The sequence below is a fragment of the Saccharicrinis sp. GN24d3 genome (assembly GCF_052400645.1).
GTDB lineage: Bacteria > Bacteroidota > Bacteroidia > Bacteroidales > Marinilabiliaceae > Saccharicrinis.
The window spans coordinates 100,025-123,449 of the sequence record NZ_JBQTGI010000015.1; the positions used below are offsets into that span (position 1 = coordinate 100,025).

Annotated in this window: 13 protein-coding genes and 1 pseudogene; 2 read left to right on the forward strand and 12 right to left on the reverse strand. The window is 42.3% G+C overall.

Going from position 1 to position 23,425, the window contains the following annotated elements; all coding sequences use genetic code 11:
• Window positions 1-132 precede the first annotated feature (132 nt).
• The 8 genes from bglX to ACT29I_RS17825 all read right to left on the reverse strand — a co-directional run bounded on the left by bglX (window position 133) and on the right by ACT29I_RS17825 (window position 15,390).
• Entirely contained in the window at window positions 133-2,490 is a 2,358-nt protein-coding gene (gene bglX, locus ACT29I_RS17790; RefSeq protein WP_444794038.1) for a beta-glucosidase BglX, read from the reverse strand.
• Window positions 2,491-2,559: 69 nt separating this feature from the next.
• On the reverse strand, window positions 2,560-3,345 hold the full coding sequence (locus ACT29I_RS17795) for an alpha/beta hydrolase-fold protein (protein WP_444794039.1): 786 nt from the start codon (window positions 3,343-3,345) through the stop codon (window positions 2,560-2,562).
• A gap of 78 nt (window positions 3,346-3,423) precedes the next feature.
• The gene (locus ACT29I_RS17800; RefSeq protein ID WP_444794040.1) at window positions 3,424-5,229 is read right to left on the reverse strand and encodes a family 43 glycosylhydrolase; all 1,806 of its coding nucleotides are present in this window, start codon (window positions 5,227-5,229) and stop codon (window positions 3,424-3,426) included.
• Between the two features lie 79 nt (window positions 5,230-5,308).
• Window positions 5,309-6,673, reverse strand: a complete 1,365-nt coding sequence (locus ACT29I_RS17805; protein ID WP_430934428.1) for a glucoamylase family protein — start codon at window positions 6,671-6,673, stop codon at window positions 5,309-5,311.
• A gap of 137 nt (window positions 6,674-6,810) precedes the next feature.
• Window positions 6,811-8,796, reverse strand: coding sequence for a glucoamylase family protein (locus ACT29I_RS17810; protein ID WP_444794041.1), 1,986 nt, complete (start codon window positions 8,794-8,796; stop codon window positions 6,811-6,813).
• 155 nt (window positions 8,797-8,951) lie between these two features.
• Window positions 8,952-10,706 carry a LamG domain-containing protein gene (locus ACT29I_RS17815; RefSeq protein ID WP_444794042.1) on the reverse strand — a complete coding sequence of 585 codons (1,755 nt, stop codon included), beginning with the start codon at window positions 10,704-10,706 and terminating at the stop codon, window positions 8,952-8,954.
• A gap of 105 nt (window positions 10,707-10,811) precedes the next feature.
• Window positions 10,812-12,341, reverse strand: coding sequence for a RagB/SusD family nutrient uptake outer membrane protein (locus ACT29I_RS17820; RefSeq protein WP_444794043.1), 1,530 nt, complete (start codon window positions 12,339-12,341; stop codon window positions 10,812-10,814).
• A 13-nt stretch (window positions 12,342-12,354) separates the two neighbouring features.
• The gene (locus tag ACT29I_RS17825) at window positions 12,355-15,390 is read right to left on the reverse strand and encodes a SusC/RagA family TonB-linked outer membrane protein (RefSeq protein ID WP_444794044.1); all 3,036 of its coding nucleotides are present in this window, start codon (window positions 15,388-15,390) and stop codon (window positions 12,355-12,357) included.
• Window positions 15,391-15,985: 595 nt separating this feature from the next.
• Between ACT29I_RS17825 and ACT29I_RS17830 the strand changes: the two genes are divergently transcribed.
• Together ACT29I_RS17830 and ACT29I_RS17835 are read left to right on the forward strand one after the other, a co-directional pair.
• Window positions 15,986-16,837 (forward strand): hypothetical protein, encoded by an 852-nt coding sequence (locus tag ACT29I_RS17830; RefSeq protein ID WP_430934423.1) that lies wholly within the window; start codon window positions 15,986-15,988, stop codon window positions 16,835-16,837.
• A 136-nt stretch (window positions 16,838-16,973) separates the two neighbouring features.
• Window positions 16,974-18,368: an aminopeptidase P family protein gene (locus tag ACT29I_RS17835; protein ID WP_430934422.1), complete on the forward strand. Its 1,395-nt coding sequence runs from the start codon at window positions 16,974-16,976 to the stop codon at window positions 18,366-18,368.
• Between the two features lie 34 nt (window positions 18,369-18,402).
• On the opposite strand, the gene ACT29I_RS17840 is transcribed toward ACT29I_RS17835, so the two are convergent.
• The 4 genes and pseudogenes from ACT29I_RS17840 to ACT29I_RS17855 form a co-directional block, all read right to left on the reverse strand.
• Window positions 18,403-20,793, reverse strand: a complete 2,391-nt coding sequence (locus tag ACT29I_RS17840; protein ID WP_444794045.1) for a penicillin-binding protein 1A — start codon at window positions 20,791-20,793, stop codon at window positions 18,403-18,405.
• Between the two features lie 75 nt (window positions 20,794-20,868).
• A pseudogene (locus ACT29I_RS17845) lies at window positions 20,869-20,949 on the reverse strand (HepT-like ribonuclease domain-containing protein); the annotation flags it as partial.
• A 251-nt stretch (window positions 20,950-21,200) separates the two neighbouring features.
• Window positions 21,201-21,875 carry an HD domain-containing protein gene (locus tag ACT29I_RS17850; RefSeq protein WP_430934420.1) on the reverse strand — a complete coding sequence of 225 codons (675 nt, stop codon included), beginning with the start codon at window positions 21,873-21,875 and terminating at the stop codon, window positions 21,201-21,203.
• A 15-nt stretch (window positions 21,876-21,890) separates the two neighbouring features.
• On the reverse strand, window positions 21,891-23,003 hold the full coding sequence (locus tag ACT29I_RS17855; RefSeq protein WP_444794046.1) for a C1 family peptidase: 1,113 nt from the start codon (window positions 23,001-23,003) through the stop codon (window positions 21,891-21,893).
• Window positions 23,004-23,425 lie beyond the last annotated feature (422 nt).

Here is a 23,425-nt window from a genome sequence, read left to right on the forward strand (position 1 = left end):
TAAGAGATAAAAAGATTATGCGCAACATAGATTTACGTGTGTTAATAACACTTGGCGATGTCCATCCGTTGACCGCATTGCCACTAACCTAAAATACATCCTTAATATTTCTGCCCTTTTTGGTAAGAAATATTAAGGTACTAATGCATTTAGTGTAAATTGCAATTCATTTGATTCATCATCAGAACTGTTACCTACCCATAATTTAAACTTACCCTCTTCTGCTACGAAATCCATATTGATGTTATAGAATTTCAAGTCTTCCCAGGAGATGCTTAAAGTAACCGTTTTACTTTCTCCTGCTTCCAGTGCAATTTTCTCAAATCCTTTGAGTTCCTTCAGGGGGCGGGTTACGCTTGCTTGCACATCCTGAATATACAACTGTACCACCTCTTCTCCGAAAACACTTCCATTGTTGGTGACTTTGGCCGATACGGTCAGTTGCTGTCCCGGACTTATCGCTTCTTGGTTTAACTTCACATCCGAAATACTAAACGAAGTATAGCTCAGTCCATAACCAAACGGATATAGCGGGGAGTTGGGCACATCGATATAAGATGATTTATAATCGCTGGGTGCATTTGCATTGAATGGACGGCCCGTGTTTCTAACACTGTAGTAAATGGGTATTTGCCCCACACTGCGTGGAAACGTCATCACCAATTTGGCTGAGGGGTTATAATCACCTGAGAGCACATCGGCCACCGCATGACCCGACATGATTCCCGGGTACCAGGCCTCTACGATAGCATCCATGTTTTCTGCTTCCCATGATAAATCCAACGGTCGCCCGTTAAAAAGGACTAAAACGATAGGCTTACCTGTATTTTTAAGTTCCTTTAGCAATTTGCGTTGATTGCCCGGCAAGGTTATATCTGTTCTACATGCTGCTTCGCCCGACCAATTATATTCTTCGCCCATGGCTACCAGAATAATATCGCTCTTTTTTGCAACACCAACAGCTTCTGCAAAACCATTGTCATTTGGAACCATCGTTGTTGATATGTGTCTGGTGGCACGATCGATTAGCGGTAAGGTCGTTCCCTGTGCATAGGAAAACAATACAACGCCATTGGCATATTTCTCCTCCAAGCCCTCTTTTAAGGTAACGGTTTTATCCCTATTGCCTTTGATGGCCCATTCTCCATTTAAACTATTTCGCTCTTCGACAAAAGGTCCAATAAGTGCAACCTTTTTTCTTATGTCTTTTTTAAGCGGTAAAATATTGTTTTCGTTTTTTAAGAGCACAATGGATCGTTGGGCTGCCTTTTGGGCCACCTCAAGAAAATCAGGATTCATCACCACTTGCCGCTCTCTTTCCTCATCAAAGTAACGATAAGGATTGTCAAATAGCCCCAGCAAGAATTTCATTTCCAGGATTCGAGATACGGCAATATCTATTTGGCTTTCATCCACTTCCCCTTCTTCCACCAAATCTTTGAGGTGGGTAACAAAAGCTTCACTGATCATATCCATATCTATTCCGGCATCCAGAGATAATTGGGCACCATGCTTAAGATCTTGTGCAACACCATGATGTATCAGTTCCATGATGGCCGTATAGTCGGTCACTACCATTCCTCCAAAACCCCATCTATCGCGAAGAATATCGGTAAAAAGGTATTTATTGGCGGTACATGGAACACCGTTCAAGTCGTTAAATGCGGTCATAAACGACCCCACCCCTTCATCCACTGCCGCCTTAAAGGGAGGTAAGTAATTCTCGTGCAAATTCCGGTTTGAAATGTCCACCGAGTGATAATCGCGTCCGGCCTGACCGGCTCCGTAGGCCACAAAATGTTTGGCACAAGCAATCATTGTATTCGGTTTCGACAGGTCCGTATAGTCTTCAACACCCTGAAATCCGCGCACTCGTGCACGTGCCACCAGTGAACCGTAATAAGCATCCTCGCCGGCCCCCTCCATCACACGTCCCCATCGTGGGTCGCGACTCACATCTATCATGGGAGCAAAGTTCCATGCCACTCCCGACGCTGTGGCTTCTTCTGCGGCTATGCGTGCTGTCTGTTCCATCAAATCCAGGTCCCACGAGCAGGCTTCGGCCAATGGAATGGGAAAGGTCGTTTCAAGTCCGTGAACCACATCACCCGCAAATAGCATGGGAATCTTCAAACGCGAATGCTTCAGGTTCTGTTCTTGTAACATCCTTAAATGCTTTGCCCCAAAAACATTAAAGGTACTTCCTATCATCCCTTTCCTAAGGTATTCCCCCGACTTATTGTCACTAACCACTCCAGTTGTGGCAAAGTTTCCTGAGTATTGATTCATTTGCCCTATTTTTTCGTCCAGGGTCATTAGGCTCAACACAGAATCTACCTTCTGCTCAATATCTTTGTCACCACTATAACTATTAAATTTAGCCGGTTGTGCCTGGCACGAAATCAATGCCAAACCATGCATTACCAATATGGCCATAGACAACAAAATAGTTGGGAATACTGGATCACTGTTATTTTTTATCGTCTTCATTTTTCTTTATTTTATACCCATTCATATTATTTAAATGGCATTATATTTTCTCTCTAAACTCAACAATTCTTATCTCTTCTTCAGTTTAAAAATCCACTTTAAATAGTCTGGTTCCGCAAAAGCTGGATCCCAGCTGTTGTGGTTGGCATGGGGATACATAGTGAATTTTGTTTGGGGGTTTAACTGTTTATGTGCTTTATAAACCTGTTGCGCATATTTAGGTGGCACCACATCGTCCTTGTCCCCATGAAAAAACCAAATGGGTACATGTTTATATTTATCTACCAAGGCTGGATCGTGACCTCCGCAAATAACCTGGGCTGCCGCATATTTATCGGGCCATCGCGACAAGAAATCAAGCGTTCCGATGCCTCCCATTGACAAACCCATAATATACACCCTTCTTTCATCCACTTTTCCCGAAGTCAACAGTTGTTCCACCAATTCGTTGACCAAAAAAGCAGCTTTAGTAGGCCCTGATTTTAAAGGAAACTCAAACTCCCATACGCCTATGTCCGATTTTTCTTTTAAGCGGTGAGTCCACATAATTCCATTAGGACATTGAGGAAACAGAACAATGGCGGGATACTTTTTCCTGTTTTTTTCATTTAAAAAAAGTGTAGATCCGTGGGTGAGTTGCTTATGGTTATCATTGCCTCTTTCTCCCGCTCCATGCAAGAATAAAACCAAGGGATATTTTTTTCCTGATTTCATTTCCCGGGGGTGTAAAATACAATACTTTAAGGTATCCTGTTTTAGTATAAACTCCTTTTTAACATATCCATTTTTAGTCTGCCCTTGCAATGAAAGCAAAGGAAGAAACACAAGTAGGTATAAATGTTTAATCAATTTCATGGTATGTATTTTTCGTTATTTACAGGTTGAAACATAGCTCTTATCCTCAAGGAAGCAGCTTACCAACCGTACTTTCCGTTAATCAACTTTTATTATCTTGCTTTTTGCCGAGATACCGTTTTCATTGAATGCTTCAATGGAAAAACAATAGGGTGTATCCCGATCGAGACAGCGCATAAAATGCGTATTATCGTCATAAATCAACCATGATTGGTATAATTTGCCCGGTGCAATGCCCCAGCGTATGTTATACCCTTGTGCCCCTTTGACCTTGTTCCAATTCAGCGTAACATCACGCCTGTCTGCTTCGCGCTTAATGGTGAAGCCTTTCACTCCCGATGGTTGTTTGCCAAAACCTTTACCAAACACCCTAATCTCCGACATGGCCAGGTTACGGCCCGGCACCCGAATGTTTTTGTAGCGGACAAACCTGGCCTTCACCGGTTGGTTCAGAACGATATATGCATTGGGGGCATCTTTATAGCTGTGACTGCGGTTGACTACCGTGCGCCATTTCTTACCATCATCCGACACCTCAATTGTAAACCGGTGGCGCAGGCCTTCTGTGCGTGTATAGATACCCGATTGGTGATCATGGAAATTCAATTGAAACGCATAAACCATTCCAGGCTTCAGCATCTCTATTTTTACCCATTGTTGATCGTCGTTGGACTTGGCCACCCAATACGATTTGGGGCTTTCATCGGTTAACACGCCGGAAGTAATCTCCCCTTTATCATTCTTTTGAAGTGGCATTTCCGATATTTCGTAATCATTATCGGTGGAAGTACTCTTTTTAATTTGCATCAGCGAGGATGAAACAGTGGTCTTTCCTTTGTACGAAAGCAACATCCAGCCACAATGTTGGCCGGCTTTTGTCGGATGATTGGTCCCAAACCTGGGATAATCGCCATAATGCGTATCAGCGTACATCAAATCATCCTTGTCAAAATACGCAGGAAACATACAAAGCCTGCGTTCCCAATGCGAATTGGAAGCGAGCGCCATCGTGGCAAAATGCCAATACTGCCCATTGGTTTGCTTAACCGTAATGCCATGGCCGGCACCATTGGTGAATCCGCCCGGTTTAAAACACATCGGGTTGTTTTTCATATATTTAAAAGGCCCCAGCGGTGTTTCGCCAATGTAAACACCATCGCCATACACGTTAAACTGTGTGCCGGGAGCTGCATATTGCAAATAATATTTACCGTTGTGCTTGGTCATGGAGGCGCCTTCCATATACCCTTCCTTTAAGGTTGGGTGAAAGTTATTTTCACCAAAACGCTCCCAGCCATGTTCTTCCTCTACCAGGTTGATTAAATCTTTTTTGACACCTGTTTCCAGCATGCGGTCATCTTTATTCAACTGTTTCACCCTGATAGGATGTACGTTTGATGAACCCCAATACAAATAGGCCTTTCCATCGTCATCGATAAATAGTTCCGAGTCCTGTATATTGTTGGTGATAGAAGCTGTTGGTGTCCATCTTCCGCTTTTCGGATCGTCGGTGTACAGAATACTGCCATACCCTGCCGGATCACCCGCAAAATACAACAAGGAATCTTTGTAATTAAAGGCCGTTGGCGCATTGCAACCCTCAAAAAACCATTGTCCGGGTTTGATAAAGTCCCATTCTATTAAATCGTTGGAGTGCCAGTAGCCAAACGAGCGTGTTACAAACATGTAATACTCGCCACGAAACTCCACCACGGCCGGGTCGGCCCCTGAACGGTATGAAATATTCCTGCTGGAATTGTACACCATGTAAGTATAGTCGATATCCAGGGGGTTGCAATAGGTCTGCGGAAGAATTTCCTGGGCGTTTCCGGGAATGGCTGCACAGAAAATTAAAAGTGCCATCATGTTCTTTATCACCTTCATTTACCTAAGTTTTTATCTATTCTTCAACATTATTTTTCAGCATCTCTCTGCCAATCCCTGCTCGTGCGTTAATCTTCTTTTAGTTGGATATAAAAAAACCAAGCCGTTGCAGGCCGTTTTGAACATCCTGGTTTTGCATAAATAAATCCCAAAGCAGTCCGCTCCGGTAATTTTCTATCATCACCGGTATTGGTCCCTGATCAATAGCCAGATAACGTGGCAAATACCAGTTGGCAGAATGTGAATAAGCATCGTAAGGGCCATATTTGCCCACCAAAGAATCCGCTTCGAGGTACAAGTATTTCAAAAATTGCATGGATTCATCTGGTGTATAAGGAAATGACGACAATGCCGCCGTGGGCGAAATCACCCCTAAATCTGACTTGCCAGGATGGTGACCCACATAGCCTCTCATGGAATAACTTGATGTTAGCCCCCATTGGTTGGCTCCATATCCTTTATAATTTTTCGGATTATCAACACAATATTTGTAATGGATTATAGCGTGATTGGTATTCAATTCCCAATAATCAGCGTAACGATCTCTTAAGCCCTTCGGGTTGAGTCCCAGATAAGAGTAATGCGCCCAAAATAGGGGACCGATAGGGTCGGGGCTGTGCTCGTAAAAGTTGAGAACGGTGGGCAAACCATAATATACCGTATCGTTGGCAATGGCACCACTGTGCGCCCATCCTTCATGGTATACTTCCGGTTTGATAGGGTGTGTCGGTGAGGAGGCGGCCAATACATACATGATCAAACACTCGTTGTATCCACCTACCTTGAAATTCTTCTCCCACCCAAAGTTGGGCGACCAATGCCAGTATAATACATTTTCACCATTTTTGGTGTACCAATCCCATTCTACCTCGTGCCACAACCGCTTGATATCAGCGACCAGCTGTTGTTCTTCCGCTGAGCCTCCTTTAAAATATTCGGCAACGGTCAGCAGCCCCTGGACCATAAAGGCCGTCTCCACCAAATCGCCCCCATCATCTTTCTTACTGAAAGGCTTTACCTTACCCGTCCGGCCATTGAGCCAATGCGGCCAGGCACCATGAAAACGATCGGCCTCGGACAGAAAATTCACTATCTTTTGAAAACGCATTAAAGCATCCTCACGCTTGATAAAGCCACGCTCGACACCTACAAGGATGGCCATAACACCAAAGCCGGAACCACCTAAAGTAACTATATGCCGGTCGTTATGCGGGTATTGCCCATCTACATGTATTCGCTCACAAGCCATACCTGAGTTAGGTTCGGCACCATCCCAAAAATATTGGAAAGTCTGGTACTGAATCAAGTCGAGCAATGAATCACTTTGTACGGCTGCCATAGTGTTCGTTGCCCCACGTTTATGTCCTTGTTTAGGCTGACAAGCTGATACTAACAATGCCATAAGCAATACAATAACCGATATGTGTAGTTGTTTCTTCTTCATCAATCTAAAATTTAGAATCAAGATTTAATTATCCGGATAAAACCTGTCCCACCAATGCAGGGTGACGGATCTACCAGATGTTTATCGCCATTTAAAAATCATCCACAGTTGCGTGTAAGTCGCATCGCCCCCACTGCTTACTCATAGGTAAAGCCTAATTTGCTCAACCCGGACTGTACCTCGGGGCACGACATGAATAGGTTCCATATCAGTCCGGAACGATAATTTTCAATCATTATAATAACAGGCCCCTGGTCAATGGCCAAATATGAGCTTGCAGTCCACTGCTGGGTTACGTTAAATGCATCATAATAACCATATTCTCCCCATAGTTGATCCCCCATTAAATAATAAAAGAAACGAATGACTTGCATGGACTCTACCGGTGTGTATGGAATGGAGGATATAGCCGCGGTTGGGCTAATAACCCCCAGGTCGTTATTTGGCGAATGTGCCGAATATCCCTCATGATTATCGCTGGCCGTAAGTCCCCAACAATCGGCACTATAGCTTACATAACCTTTTGAATTCTCGATGCAATAAGCCCGGTTTATCAAAGTATGGTTCTTGTTTTGATCCCAATAATTGGCATAATTATCGGATAATTTCCGGGGATCGATACCTAAGAAGGAATAATGCGCAAAGAACAACGGTCCACCAAGATTCTTGCCCAGAGGCAAGGAAATGCCATAATATTCATTCCCGTTTTGTATGCTTCCGTTTTTAGCCCAACCCTGATGATAAACATCGGCTGAAATAGAATGTGTTTGGGAGGAAGCAGCCATAACATAGGTAATCAATGCCTCATTATACCCCTGGATCTTCATATTCATATCCCAACCATAATTCGGCGACCAGTGCCAGTACAAAACATTTTGCCCTCCCCGGGTATACCAATCCCACTCAATGGCCTCCCATAATTCATTGATTTTAGTGATCAGACTGTTTTCGATGGCATTGCCCGAATTTAAATACTGGCGAGCTGCCAACAATCCGGCTACCATATAGGAGGTCTCCACTAAATCGCCACCGTCATCTTTCAGGCTGAAAGGGTTTGCCTTACCGGTAGTCCCGTTGAGCCAATGCGACCAGGCTCCATGAAAACGTTCTGCATTACCCAGAAAATCAACCATGGTATTTAATCGTTCCACGCCCTGCTGACGGGTTATAAAACCGCGTTCAATACCAACAATAATGGCCATTACCCCAAAACCCGATCCCCCGGAGGTTACATTTTCACCGGAGGTATTACGCTCTCGTGCAAGTCCACTTACAGGGTGCCCAAAATCCCAGAAGTATTTAAATGTTTGCTCCTGAATTTTTGTCAAGAGCTCATCGTCGGATATCTCAGGGAATTTATAAGATGAATCCAGTTCGGTATAAAAATTTAGTTCCAAGCCATCAAATGGTTTACCTATTCGGTTTTCGATATTGGAAGAGATCCTGAATCGAAATTTCTTATATCCCTCCAATGCTTGGTTTGCAGAAAAAGAGACAGACTTTTCATTCACCTGTTTTAAGGTATAACCCACCGGTGCTCCGTTTTGGGTAAAAGAAGAATAAACAGTGAGATCCTCAGCCTCAATCGAAGAATTAAACCCAAATTCTATGGACACGTTCCTTTTTACATCTTTGATTCTCGCAGCAGGATTTACCTGAAACCCATCAACCACTATCGACTCAAGCAGCAACGGTGGGGTGAAAGTTGTAAAAGTATATGATTGTTCTTTAAAAACTTCATCGTTACCTCCCTTCAGACCACCTGAAATGGAAAGGGTATATGTGGAATTTTCACTTAGTTCTTCATGATCCATCTTGACCAACTTGTTTTCATTGAAGAAAGTAAATTCCAGATGAATGGCCTGACCGGAATCATCTAACAGACGAATGTTCTTTTCAGCAGAAACTATATCTACAGATTTATCAAACCGTATTTCAATCCGTTCCTCGGTTTTAACATTCTTATTATCGCCAGCAGCCAAAATTTCCGTTTCGCCGATATAGACATAGGTAACGCTTAATTTTTCCGGCGCCTTTTCAGGACCGGAATCATCATCGGAACAGGAGACTGTAAGGAGCAAACATGACCATATCACCAACAGAAAAGCGCGCATTAATCTCATGTTGTTTAAATAAAAAATAAAAGAGGATAGTCTATGACTTCGCGAATAAAACCAGATTATTAAAATCACCCCCATCCCTCCAACTGCGTTGGAGTACTTCCCCGGCCTCAAAGCCAGGGGAAGAACCCATTAATTTTGATTATCTATCACTGTAACTATAATCCGTCGTTCATCATTAGCACTACTTCTGCATCCGAAAGCGCTTTATCAAAGAGATATAATTCATCCATCAAACTTGCATCCGATTTATGATTCCATCCATTAAAGCGGGGGGATCCGGACATGATAGACATCAAATTACAGCCTGTCCAATCGATACCATCGAAGTCGCCTTGTTTAACTTGTACTCCATCAATGAATACTTTTGCCTCTGTGTCATCCACCGCAAATGCAAAATGAACCCAGTTACCTGTTGTGGGGTCTACGTCTGCAGCCTCACCACCGTCAATCCACGAATCGGCGGTTCCGTTTCCTACATTCAATTTAAAACGTTGCGTGGCGCCACCATTGGAGGCTTCACGGAAAAACCTGAATCCGTTGGTTCTTACATTTTGAGCATCCGGATTTGCGGTATCCTCAGGCCCCATGGTTAAGATACCTGCCCTGTCGGGGACATTATTAATATTTAACCAGAAGCTGGCACTAAATTCGCTTCCTTGCACACTGATATCACTTGTAGAGAAAGTCAAATAAGCATCCAAAGCACCCTGATAAGCATCCCCTGAAACGCCTCCTCCATAGTCAAAAGAAGGAGAACCTACCACTGTTGCGTCTGTACCTGTGATCATATCTTTGTAATCCCCGTTAAAGTCCATATAGAAAGTAGCCTTTTCTTTCAGCATGATGGTTTGAATCTCTGTTTGTGTCAGTGCAGTATTGAAAATCCTCAATTCATCCATTAAACTTCCATCCGAAAAGTGGCTCCATCCGGTCCAGTTAGGTGCTCCTGACATAATAGAGATCACGTTACAATCCGTCCAGTCAATGCCGTCGAAAGCACCTTGTTTAACTACCTCACCATTCACATAAACCACTGCTTCGGTATCCGATATAGTAAAGGCAAAATGATCCCACTCACCCGTATTTGGGGTAACATCAGCAGTTGCACCTCCATCGAACCAGCTGTCTGAGGTACCATTGCCCACGTTTAACTTAAAACGCTGCGTTACACCTCCATTACTGGCTTCTCTAAAGAAACGGAATCCCTTGGTCCTGTCATTGTTATTATCTGCAGGTGGGGCTACCACTAAAATACCGGCCCTATCCATGGCATCGTCAATCTTCAACCAGAAGCTGGCACTCATTGCGGTGGCGCCTTGCAAAATAGCGGATGGGAAGGTCAGATATGCATCGGCTAAACCCGCATAAGCTGTTCCTCCCTGGATACCCTCACTGAAACCCGGTGACCCAACGGTTGTAGCCAGTTGCAATCCATTCATCTCGCGGTACTCATTGTTAAATGGCATATAGAAAACCTCCCCGGGATACAAGGGTACATAAGGAGGAGATTTAGAAAAGTTTACATTGAAGGTAGAAGACTTTCCTTCAAGGTCAGTTACATCAATGGTTAACACGTGACTACCTGTGGTAACCTGGTCGTAGGTATATTTGCCAATAAATTTGCGGTAATCTTTAAATTCTGAAAAACTTGCTATTTCAGTTCCATCCACTTTCAAAGATATTGAACCTATTTCTATGTCGTCCCGGACTTCGAATTTGATATCAATTGTAGCCAGATCCTCGTTCGTCTGTAGCTCGTAACCTTCGGGAGGAAAGCTCACCGTAATTACCGGATTCGCTTCATCCGATCCCGGATCTACTTTAGTTATACCGTCTATATAGTCCTGTTCGCAGGCATTCAAAACCAAGATAGCCAAAGCGAACATGATAAGTTTAAAATATGTTTTCATCTCATTATAGTTTTAATTCCTAATGTATTCGATGGAACTCGCCTGAAACATAATCACCCTCATACGAGAACCTTTTCTTATGGCTCGTTTCATTTTCCTAAATCTTTAGTTGATTCCTTCAGCCAATTGCGGCAACTCCGATACCTGATCTGCGGGGAATGGCAAATAAGCGTCCTCCATGGTAAATGTTTTACCTTCGTGGCTAAGCTCCGAAGTGTTGCCGGTTCGAACCATATCGTAAAACCGGGTTCCCCATTCCATGGCCAGTTCCGCAAATTTTTCGTCCAAAACATCTTCCGTGGTCACATTGCTTAAATTACTCATACCAGCACGCGCTCTCACTAAATTGACCGCTTGATCAGCGCTCATTGAAATACTACTTGTAGCCCCTCTTGTCAAAGCTTCCGCATACATCAGTAACATCTCCGCATATCTGATCACGATAAAATTTTTGTTGCTTCCCGGATTTGTTCTTCCCGGTATTAGTTCAGTAGAAGGTTGTATATGTTTGCCACTACCGAAATTTAAGCGGGCGTTGTTGTTGAAAATATCGCCCTCCCTGTTTACATTGGAAATCCATGCGGGCATGGTCCCACTATAATCATCTTGAATTTCAGTAATACCATCCGGTGTAAAAACAACACTTGTTTCCAGGCGAACTGTTTCCCCACGGTCCAGCATAAAAGATATATATTTCATGGTAGGTTCATAGAAACCCCATCCGGCACCTGCTCCTGACACAACAGGGGTCCAGCCTCCAATGCCAAACGGGGCAAACAAGAAAGCGAACCTATCTCCTTCTCCCTGACCAAAGTCTGAATACTGAAATTCCAGAATATTTTCATCATCCAGTTTGCCTGCTTTTTTGAATAAATGGTAAAAATCTGCAGCCAGTTCATATTCGCCTGAACTAATGATTTGGGATGTGGCGTGTACAACTCCCTGATAATTTTCCATTTCCTGGTAGGCTAATGCCTGGATTGCATATGCTGTATAACTGGTTATTCCTCCCTTTATATCGTCCCGTTTATTGGGGTGTAAATCCATCAAATTAGGAATTACCTCTGTCATCTCATCTACTATATATTGCATTACTTCTGCCTTGTTACTTACCGGCGTATTTTGGATATTATCCAACTGGTCAATCACAATACACCCTCCATAGGTTCTGGATATATTCAGATACAGGTACGCTCTAATTACACGGCATTCCGCAATATACTGATCCGCCAAAGCATCATCGGCAGCTGCCGGCCTGTACTTCTCAATTTCATCCATGGCGGTAAACACATTGACGATATCATTGTAATGCCCTTGCCAAATGGCATTCGAATTCCAATGGCTTGGCAGGTATTTAAACTGATCTTGTTCCTGCATGGGCACCTGGTCGCCGGCCGCGTTTACATCATCCCCTCGCAGTCCTAGCGTAATTGGCTCTTCCCATCCCCGGGTATATAATCCATAATAGGCCCCTAACATAGGAAGGATCATATCCTCACCGTTCGAATAATCTACATCACTGGTGAAAGCCTCATCCTCAAAAGGCTCATCTAACTTGTCGGCACAACTGAACATAGATAACAGAAGTAATCCACAAAGCAGCACAGACATATAATATTTTAATATCTTTTTCATCTTTATATAGAGTTTAGAATTTAAGATTAAGTCCTACGGTATAAACGGATGGTACCGGATAAAACTGGCGATCGATTCCGTTGGGAACCTCAGGATTAAAGCCGTTATAATCAAATACCGTTAGTGGTCTTTCCGCAGTAAAATACACTCGTGCATCAGGCATACCTTGGCCGAACCAACGTTCTCCTTTAATATTGTAGGCTACCTGAATATTTTGAATTCTAAAGAACGAGCCGTCCTCTACCAGATAATCACTAAAGTTTTGATTCCAGCCTCTTCTTAATCCTGATGCCGACGGGTATTTATTCGACGTTCCTTCGCCATTCCATAGATTGTTGGCTAAATCCGCATCTATATTTGTGTCGTTGGTCCAGATAATTTCACCTCTTTTCCGGTTTAGGATTTTGTTACCGCTTTGACCTGTGAAATTCATTGAAAACTCGGCATTTTTATAAGTAAGCCCCAAAACCCCTCCATAGGTTAAGTCCGGAATATAAGACCCCAAAAACACTTTATCATCATCGTCGATCACATCGCTGTTGTCCTGGTCTTTAAATTTGAAGTCTCCAGGGACCAATCCATTGTCAACAGCCACAGGGTCCGCATCTATTTCAGCTTGATTTTGGTAAACGCCTTCCACTTCATATCCGTAGAAAGATAATAATGGTTCGCCAACCTGCGACCTTTGCCGGAATTCTGCCTGTCCGCCGTTAATAAAGGCTTGTCCGAACAAGTCGCGCACCTCATTTTTAAGGGTCGCCATATTGGCACCGACCATATATTTAAGATCATCTGTGATTTTTCCGTTATAGCTCACTGCCAATTCAAATCCAGAGTTCCTGATCGTTCCTACATTTTTCAGTACGCTTCCTGACTGCAGTTTAAGACTAACGGGTATAGCAGCATTTTCTGTATTCCGGATATAATAATCCGACTCTAAGCTAAGTTGATTATTCAGAAACTTAGCCGAGATCCCAATATTTGTCCCTTTAACGGTTTCCCAACCCAGATATCCAAAGGTACTGGTAGTTGTTGTTCCGGTTACCTGCGTATCATTGATGGCAAGAAATTGAGGATTTGTGGTATTGGCACCATCTTGTCTTTTGATTTTATCATTTCCTAATTTTCCCCAACCTCCGCGTACTTTTAAATAATTAATGAAATTAACGTTATCAGTAAAGAAATCTTCTTCCGAAACTACCCACCCCAGCCCAAAGGCAGGGAAGGTACCCCATTTTTCCTGGTATTTGGATGTTCCATCCCGTCGTAGGGTAAAATATGCCAAATACTTGCTGTTATAATTATATGCTACTCGTCCAAAGTACGAAAGACCATATATTCGTTCCGCATTGTCATCTACTTGTTTTGATGTCTCTGACTGGGACTGTCCGATATACCACGAGTTTTCATTTTGGGGAACATCTTCTGCCGAACCACTTAAATAATCGTACCATTCATCTCTGTATGAAGTCCCTAACATTACCGAAACATTATGGCCTCCATAACTATCCGTAAATGTTAACACATTATCCAAATACTGATTTACGTCCAATGCCCGGTAAGTACTGAGTGTAGATAGCGGTCTTACTTCATCGCCATTTAAATCATAAGGTAAACCTACGTTTCTGTCTTTAATATGCAGAACCGACAAATTATAACTCGTTTTTAGATTTAACTTCTCCGGGATAATACTTATTTCCGAGTATATTCCTGTAAGTGCTTTTCTGATATCCTGCCTGTGATCTCTATATTTAAGGTTTATAAATGGGTTTTGTGACCCACGATAACCAATTAATTTAGCATTTGCATAGTTACTCGGATTCTCATGCCCCTGGGCTACCATCTCAGCAAAATTTTCATCATCATATACCGGCAAAATCGGAACCGCATGGTAAGCCTTAAACCATGCAGCATCATCAGCCAAGTACTTTATGCCGTTGCTCATATTCACATTTATTCCGGCTTTCAACCAATTATTAACCTGTTGATCCAGCTTTCCCCTAAAATTAAATCTCTTGTAGGCGTTTTTCGTTTTAAGCAGTCCTTCTTGTTCAAAATAACTCACACCAAACGAATAAGCCGTATTCTCACTTCCTCCAACAATGGAAAGTGAATGATTTTGTTGTGTGGCTGCAGAATGCATAATTTCTTTATACCAGTCGGTGTTTACGGCAGGTATATTCGGGTTTATGCGACTTCTACCAAACCTTTGCATGGCACTCTCCACGAAACTTATATCCGCTGCCGATCCGGTTTGGTTGGCATAGTCGACAAACTGTTCGGCATTCGCCATTTTCAATACATTTTGAGCCACCTGAACACCGACATAACCATCATAGGTGATAGTGGATTTCGTTTTTAGGTTACCCTTCTTTGTCGTTATTAAAACCACGCCGTTTGCTGCCCTGACACCATATATTGCTGAAGCTGAAGCATCCTTAAGAACTGATAAGCTTTCAATATCTGACGGATTAAGAAAGTCGATATTGTCGAAAAACATCCCATCCACCACATAAAGAGGCTTAGAATCACTACTGCTAGGAAAAGAACCGACACCCCGTATTCTAACAGTTGGCTCATCACCCGGTGCACCGGCACTAACAATTTGCATACCTGCCACCTTTCCTTGCAGCGCCTGCATGGTTTGTCCCGCAGGAGTTTTAACAATTTCATCCGCTTTTACCGTAGCGATGGAGGAAGTTAAATCCTTTACCTTTTGGGTACCATAACCAACCACGACTACTTCGTCTAACCCGGTAACCGATTCTACTAACGTTATATTTATACTAGCTTGATTATTTACCGGTACTTCCTGTGTATCGAAACCGATAAAACTGAATACAAGAATTCCATTGGATGGTACACTAATATTATAGTTACCATCAATATCGGTTATAGTACCTTGAATAGTTCCTTTTATAGATATAGAAACACCTATAACTGACTCGCCTGTTTGGTCTGTAACTTTCCCGGAAACATTAATAATGTCCTGGGCCAATACAGAAACTGAAAACAGTACAAGCATCAGATTTAAAATTAGTAACCTCATTCCATATGATTTTAGATTGTTAATACTGTGCAAATATCGGTACATATAGGTACTTTTGCCTAATAAAGAACACCTATTAAACCACAACAATATTTATTATACCTCATCTTTACCACTACATTTTTTATTATCTATTTGGTTTTGTGCTTTTTACATATGTTAATTTGTATTAATTTTTTTAACACTTCGTTAATATTATATAAGAGGCTATTATAAAAAAACAACAATGTTGTGGAAATATCTCATATATTTCATTTTCCCAATACAAATTCCGTTCTTACCCTCAGGACATTCATCACACTAGTTTTCTTTTAAAACATTGGTTTTCCGACATAAATTACCCCATTTCATTTCTCAGCTACCCCTGCTATTCCAATCCAAAAAACTCCCCCTGAGTAAAATGTTTACTCGAGGTGAATAGTCAAAACGGTATTATCATATTATAAGTAATATGCTTTATTTAGCACATTGATATACAGCGGTTACTACTGCCTGGAGTAAAATTCAACTTCTTCACGCCAAACAATTTTTTGCAACATGGCAACGTTATTTACAAACTATCGTAATCTTTACTTTTAACTAAAATTAAATTCAGATGAAAACGAGGAAATTTATTTCAATCCTTGCCATTGCTGCATTATTAATTGCCACTGCTTGTTCCGATGATGAAAACAAGGAGGATACCGCCCCCATTCTGCCACCGGAAGAAAGTCTAATTCCTGATTTCAGCGCATTTACAGACAACCCTGCTATGGCAGAGCAGCTTAAAAGTTCCAATGCCGAGTTCATCAGCAACTATAACGTTGCCCGCATTAACGTTTTAGTCTGGAACACCTACATTAATATTATTTTGGCAGTTCCAGTAGCAGCCTACCGGCACTCCTTCACACAAAGCCCTGTGTATCTTGGAAATAAAAAATGGCAATGGTCTTATTCTCTCGGTGGTTTTTTCTCGGATTATTCTGCCCGGCTCACAGGTGAAATAAGAACCAGCGATATTAAATGGGAAATGAGAGTCAGTTACTCAGGCGCGGAGCCCTATAATGATTTCCTTTGGTTTGAAGGCACCTCCGACCTTGATGGATCCGGAGGCTCATGGGCCATGAATCATAGCTATGACTTTAATGAACCCATGCTGACCCTGGACTGGGAAGCTACCGATGATTTGATCAACGACACCAGAATTACTTACGTCAGGGAACTGGATAACGACAGGGAAACCGAATTGGGCTATGGCAGCTATCTGGGTTATGGCGTCAATAGCACGGACAATGTTTATTTTTACAATGTGCATGTTTACGACGACAATACCCAACAATTTGAGGACCTGAATATAGAAATGAACAGAACAGACCTATCCGGAAGGATAAAAGCAACCAACTGGATTAATAATAAAACTGGATGGCATTGTTGGGATTCGAATTTTGATGATGTTGATTGCGAATAAATTAACCAATAAGAATATCTTATCCGGCTTGAATGACTAAGCCGGATTTTTTTGCCTTTATTATTAGATATTCCCTGACCTATCACATATTTTTCTTCCCCGTCATTTTTTATATTGCCGTAAAATTTTTTACGCTATGTTTACAAAAGAGACCTACATAAACCGACGCAAGCGGTTAAAGAGCAAGTTAAATAAGGGAATTGCATTGATATTGGGCAATGTGGATGCCAGCATGAATTATCCGCACAATACCTATCATTTTAGGCAGGACAGTACATTTTTATATTTTTTCGGGTTAGATTATCAAGGACTGGCAGGTGTGATCGATTTTGATCGTGGTGAAGAAATGATTTTTGGCGATGACTTTACCATGGACGATATAATTTGGATGGGGCCACAAGCCAAGCTAACGGAAAATGCAGAAAAGGTTGGGATTTTCCGCACCTATCCACTTTCTAAGTTAAAAGAGATTGTCCGTGCAGCTGTTTCCTCGGGCCGTACCGTTCATTTTACTCCCCCCTATCGCGGCAAAAATATGATAACCTTGGGGGAATTGCTGGATGTTCATCCTGCCAAGGTAGAAGAAAAAGCATCCACCGAATTAATCAAAGCATGCATTACACTTCGTTCGGTAAAAGAGCCTTGCGAAATTGAGGAAATGGAACGCCATATGGCCACTGCCTATGCGATGCACACCACAGCCATGAAGATGGCTCTTCCCGGAAAAACAGAACAGGAAGTAACCGGTATCATCGAAGGGGTTTCCATGTCGGGTGGTGGAATGACCTCATTCCCCGTAATCTGCTCGGTCAGGGGCGAAACCCTGCACAACCACTATCATGGCAACACATTGAAGCAAGGTGACTTGTTATTGGTGGATGCCGGCAGTGAATCTCCGCTGCACTATGCCACCGATCATACACGCACATCACCTGTTGGCGGCAGGTTTACGCAAAAGCAAAGAGAAATTTATCAAATAGTTGTAGATACTAATAACAATGCATTAGCAGCTACAAAACCAGGTGTTCGCTACAAAGATGTACACCTATTAGCCTGTAAAACCATTGCTGCAGGATTAAAGGAAGTAGGTTTAATGAAAGGCGACATGGACGAAGCGGTGGCCCAAGGTGCACATGCCCTGTTTATGCCGCATGGTTTGGGACATATGATTGGTCTGGATGTGCACGATATGGAAGATTACGACCAACGCCTGGTAGGATACAACGATGAAGTTCAACCAAGTTCTCAATTTGGGCTTTCGGCGCTTAGAATGGGACGCAGGTTAGAACCGAACTTTGTGGTTACCAACGAACCCGGTATTTACTTTATCCCTGCATTAATCGACCAATGGAAAGCCGAAGGTAAATTCAACGATTTTATCAACTATGAGAAGCTGGAGTCCTATAAATCTTTTGGCGGTATTCGGTTGGAAGACGATGTACTCGTAACAGAAACAGGCAGCAGGATACTTGGGGAAAGAATTCCCATTGACCCTGAAGATGTGGAGCAGATGGTGAGATCGGGGTATTAATTTAAGCAAATAGCTTGTGGCTACCTGCTACAAGCTATTTCTTCTTCTTAAACAAGTCTTTCATCCTATTGAGCAATCCTTTGCGCTTTTCTTTTCTCTGCTCTTTTTCTTCTTTCTGGATATCTCTCCATTCCTTTAAGCTAAGTGAATCGGGCCTTTCCTTCCCTCTTTTAAAAATATCGAAGAAGGAACGGTCAGGATCGTTTTCGGAATAATCGGCACAATCCACCATGGCAGTTAATTTACTGTCCAAATTTGGGAAGTAAGCATTGGTATACTTCCTGTATCTAGGGTTCTGTTCTACCTTTTTCATAAACAAGCCATAAATCGGCAAGGCCATGTGCGCTCCCTGGCCCAGTGTTGTTGTGCGAAAATGAACGACTGGACTTTCGGCCCCAACCCAGGCTCCCGCCAATAGATTTGGCGTAAAACCAATAAACCAGCCATCGGCATTGTCTTGCGTGGTTCCTGTTTTGCCGGCTATCTGACTTCTTAGCCTATATGTTGTGCGCAACCCTTTACCTGTACCGTTCTCCACCACCCCCTGTAACATGTGGTTCATCAGGTTCACCGTCTGATTATCCAGCACAGGAAACCCTTTGATTTGAGGTTTATACTCATACAATACTTTTCCTGTTTTGTCTTCGATTCGGAGTAACCCAAATGGTTCTGTCCTGGAACCTCTATTGGCAAAACAAGTGTATACCGTAAGCATCTCCCGCAACGAAATCTCCCCGGCACCCAAACTCAGGGAGGGAACGGCCGGCAGCTTCGATTCAACCCCCATTCTTTCTGCCAGGTTCAATACCTCATCCACACCCGTTCTCATCATAATTTCAGCAGTAATCGTATTCACCGAGTTGGACAGGCCTCCTTTCAATGAATAAAAGCCCAAATGGTTACCGTCAGCGTTGGTTGGCGACCAGTCGTCGTAATCTTCGTAAATCCTGCGCTCATTAGATATATATTCGCAGGGCGACATTCCTTCCATTAATGCCGCCGTGTAAACTATTGGCTTAAACGTGGAGCCCACCTGTCGTCGCGAAGTAACATGGTCGTACTGAAAATACTTGTGGTTGACACCGCCTACCCAGGAAAGTATTTTACCCGAATGCGGATCCATCACCATAAATCCCGTATTGAGTATTTTCAGATAATGCTTTACAGAGTCCAACGGAGAGAGGGTCACCTCTTTTTCATCAGGATAGGCGAATATGCTCATCCTGGTGAGTTTTTTCATCTCGGCAAGAATCTCAGCCTCCGTTTTTCCCGACGATTTTAAAGTTTTATATCTGTCAGACGAATGCAATGCGCTCAAAAAAACCGATGGTTTCTTTTTCCAGGGGTCGCGGTTTTCCCAATGATACTTAAACTCCTTTTGCAAGGAAGCCATATGCTGCTGAACCGCCTCGTCGGCATATTTCTGCAAAGTGGGATCAATGGTGGTATAAATCTTTAGTCCATCTCTGTACAAATCATATTGCTCCCCATATTTTTCTTCCAGAACCCGGGTTACCTCTTTACGGATAATCTCACGAAAATAAGGTGCGATTCCCGTGTTATGGTCAATTTTATGATATTCCAGTCCCAGATCCGACTCCTTTATCAGTTTTGATTCCTCTTTATTCAAAAAACCGAATTCGGTCATCCGGTCCAGCACGATGTTTCTGCGCTTAGCAGACCTTTCCGGATTCACCCGGGGGTTATACGCGGTATTGGCCGCCAACATACCTACTAAAACCGCCGCTTCCTTTGGTTCCAGATCCGATGAGTGTTTACTGAAAAAGCGTTGTGATGCAGCCTCAATCCCATAAACATCTTCACCAAAAGGAACCGTATTTAAATATAGTGTCAGAATTTCCTCCTTGCTATATACCTCTTCCAATCTTGAAGCTACAAAAACTTCTTTCGATTTATTGACCAACATGGTAAACGGCCCATACTTTTTCCTCGGATACAAGTTCTTTGCCAACTGCTGGCTGATGGTACTTCCTCCACCCTGCGATTTATCCCTGAACAAAATAGTTTTGACCGCTACCCTCCCCAGACTTAACAAGTCCAACCCCTGATGCTGAAAGAAACGTTTATCCTCAGTGGCGACCAAGGCGTTTTTGGCATGTTGCGAAATCTCCTTGTTCTCGATACTCATTCGGTTCTGATAGTAGTATTTGCCCATGAGCACCCCATCTTCGGCATATACTTCCGAAGCTATATCATTATCAATCCGGGCCAGATCTTCCGTATTGGGCAAGCGGCCAAATACGCCCAGATAAACAAATAGCAGAAATACAAAGGCAACACCAATAAAGAAAACGCCTGCCTTTAATGATAGTACGATAACCTTTTTCCCAATTGAAGCCTGCTTTTTATTTTTTGCAGACGACTTTCGCCTGGTCGTTTTTTTTGTGGTTCTTTTCTTGGTCATTTGGAGTGTGTTTGTTGCGTAGGCTATTACTCATTCTTAAGCAAATCACCTATTAAACTAATATACAAATCAAGGTCATTTTCCATTATGTCCCATAATTATTTCATAATCTATACCAAAGTATTCATGAATGATCCTATTCCTGAAACCGCTAAGTCTTTGCCCATGTAATTCCGGGTTTCATTTCTATACTTTGGATCGATGTGGTTTGCCGCCTCCCCAATTATTTAAAAGTTTCGGGCTACGGCATCAACTATCCTATCATTATCTACAAATGACTCATAAGTATAACCATTCATATACTTCTTAATCTTTAAGGCAGATTTTTAATTATCTTCAAGAAGAAGTTTCAATTCACGTTTAGACATAGATCAAAGTTAATTGTTTTATAATAACAGCACAATTGTTTAATTATTGCCATCCAAAGAAAATCCTTCCTCATCCATTTCCTTATAAAATTGCCTTAAGAAACCCACCATATAGTTATGTCTCTCTTCTGCCCTTTGTCTGCCTGTATTAGTTTCCATTTTATTCTTTAGCAACAACAATTTTTCGTAAAAATGATTGATGGTAGGAGAAACACTTTTTCGGTATTCTTGCGTAGTTCGGTATGTTTGAGGTGGGAAATCAGGATTAAATATTTCCCGGTTTTTACTTCCTCCGTAATGAAATGTACGCGCGATGCCAATGGCGCCCATAGCATCTAAACGGTCGGCATCGCGCACTACCTTTTGCTCCAAAGTCAAATCGCCCGAACCATCTATCTCAGAACCAAAAGAAACGGCATTAATAATCTTAAATATATTTTTAATTAATGGCTCACCCAGCCCTATTTTCTCCAGGAATATTTCTAAATCTATTTCTGCCTGATTTTTATCGAAAAGTTTTTCGTCGGTTATATCATGAAGTAGAACCCCGGCTTTAATTAAAAACCCATCACCTTGCTCCGTTTCGTTAATCTTTTGGGCATTTTTCAGTACCCGGTAAATATGGCGCATATCATGGCCCGCGTCCACCGAGTTCATTTTATCCGAAACGTAACTTTCTATTTTTTTTAGAATGGAGGATTGCAGCTCATTCATGCAGAAGAGAAATGTTTACTTAAAAAGTTTCTTTGAAAGCTCCTTTCCCAAAGCTTGTTTATGCAGCATCACGGCAACAGTGTTCATGCGAACATATTGTTCCGACATATATAAATAGCCTTGGTAAGGATTGCTTTTTGTTCCCCAACTGTTTTTGGTTTTAAAATATATCGTTCCGTTTTGGTCTTTGGCCATTCCCACAATATGCATTAAGTGGTCATCGGTTGCCTTCCAGGAGTAAAAAGCTTTTTGTCGGTCTTCTTGCGTCACTGACTTCTCCGTTTGTGGAACAAAACCCTTGGATTCATCTTCCGGAACCAATGCCACCCCTTTCTTATGCGAAAAGAAATCTTCCGAAACATCTCCGTCCCATACAATGGAATAACCTTTTTCCAATGCACTCTTCATGGTATTGATCAGTTCATCAATGGGCAAATTGTAATATCTGTCGTGCGACCAGTTATCCGGCACCTCTAAATCGAAAGGCGTATAAAAGGGATGATGTGTGTACGATGAAAGCTCCACATAATTGTTTTTGTCTATCCCAAAACCTTGTGCAAACTGTACAGGCGAGTATGTCCTTTTATTAAACTGAACCTGAGATGGTACTTCCCCCATATAATTGATCAGTACCGAGTGAATATTTTTATACCACATCTCCGAAGGTGAGGCTCCTTTTTGTTTGATGTAAGCATCCAACAAGGTTTTTAACGTAGTTGCCATCTCCGAATGATTATGAATCATGTGTGTATCCGGCATCCCCGAAAAATCACTTTCGGTCACAAAACCATGCTCCTCTATCACATTGGTTACATCATGTGCCTGGCCGCCCTGACTAAAATTACCCATGCCGTGAAGCAATACATATTGTTGCGCTTTGTCTTCATAAGTATGTTTTACAATATACATTTCCGAGAGATCAAGTTCCGGACCTCCCATTCGCATTATTTCCGATTCAATAAACGAGACTGTACTGAAGGCCCAGCAGGTGCCTGTACTGCCCTGACTTTTGACTGCCGTTGTTTTAGTTTCCGCGATGGATTCAAACTCAAAATTATCTTGCGCATGTATTCCTGAAAAAAGCAGACATGCTACTACCATTAATATATTTACCTTTATAATTCTCATTTAATACTATTTTAAAAACAAACTCAACGAAAATAAGAATTTTTTAAATAACAATTCATGACGATTAGTGTAATTCGTGGGTAAAAACAAAGCCACAGTGAAAATTCCCTGTGGCTTCAATCGTTCATAGCTAATTAGTGGCTATAAGAAAACGCTTCATTTTGTCCATCCACACCCTCTAACTCCCTATAGGGAGCACCAGAACCTCCCGGAAAGCGCGAATTCCCCTTTAGGGGTTAGGGGTAATCACAAAGGAGAATTTATTAAATAGAGCGTTTTCTTAGATGCACTAACAAGTAGCGCGTTCAATAAATTGCATTAACCCGGATTATGCATTAGCACTTCGTCGTGAACATTGAAAGTGCAATCTTACTAGGTTTTCATCGTTCTGGTGAGTTGAAGTGAAGCAGCGAAGTGTCTTG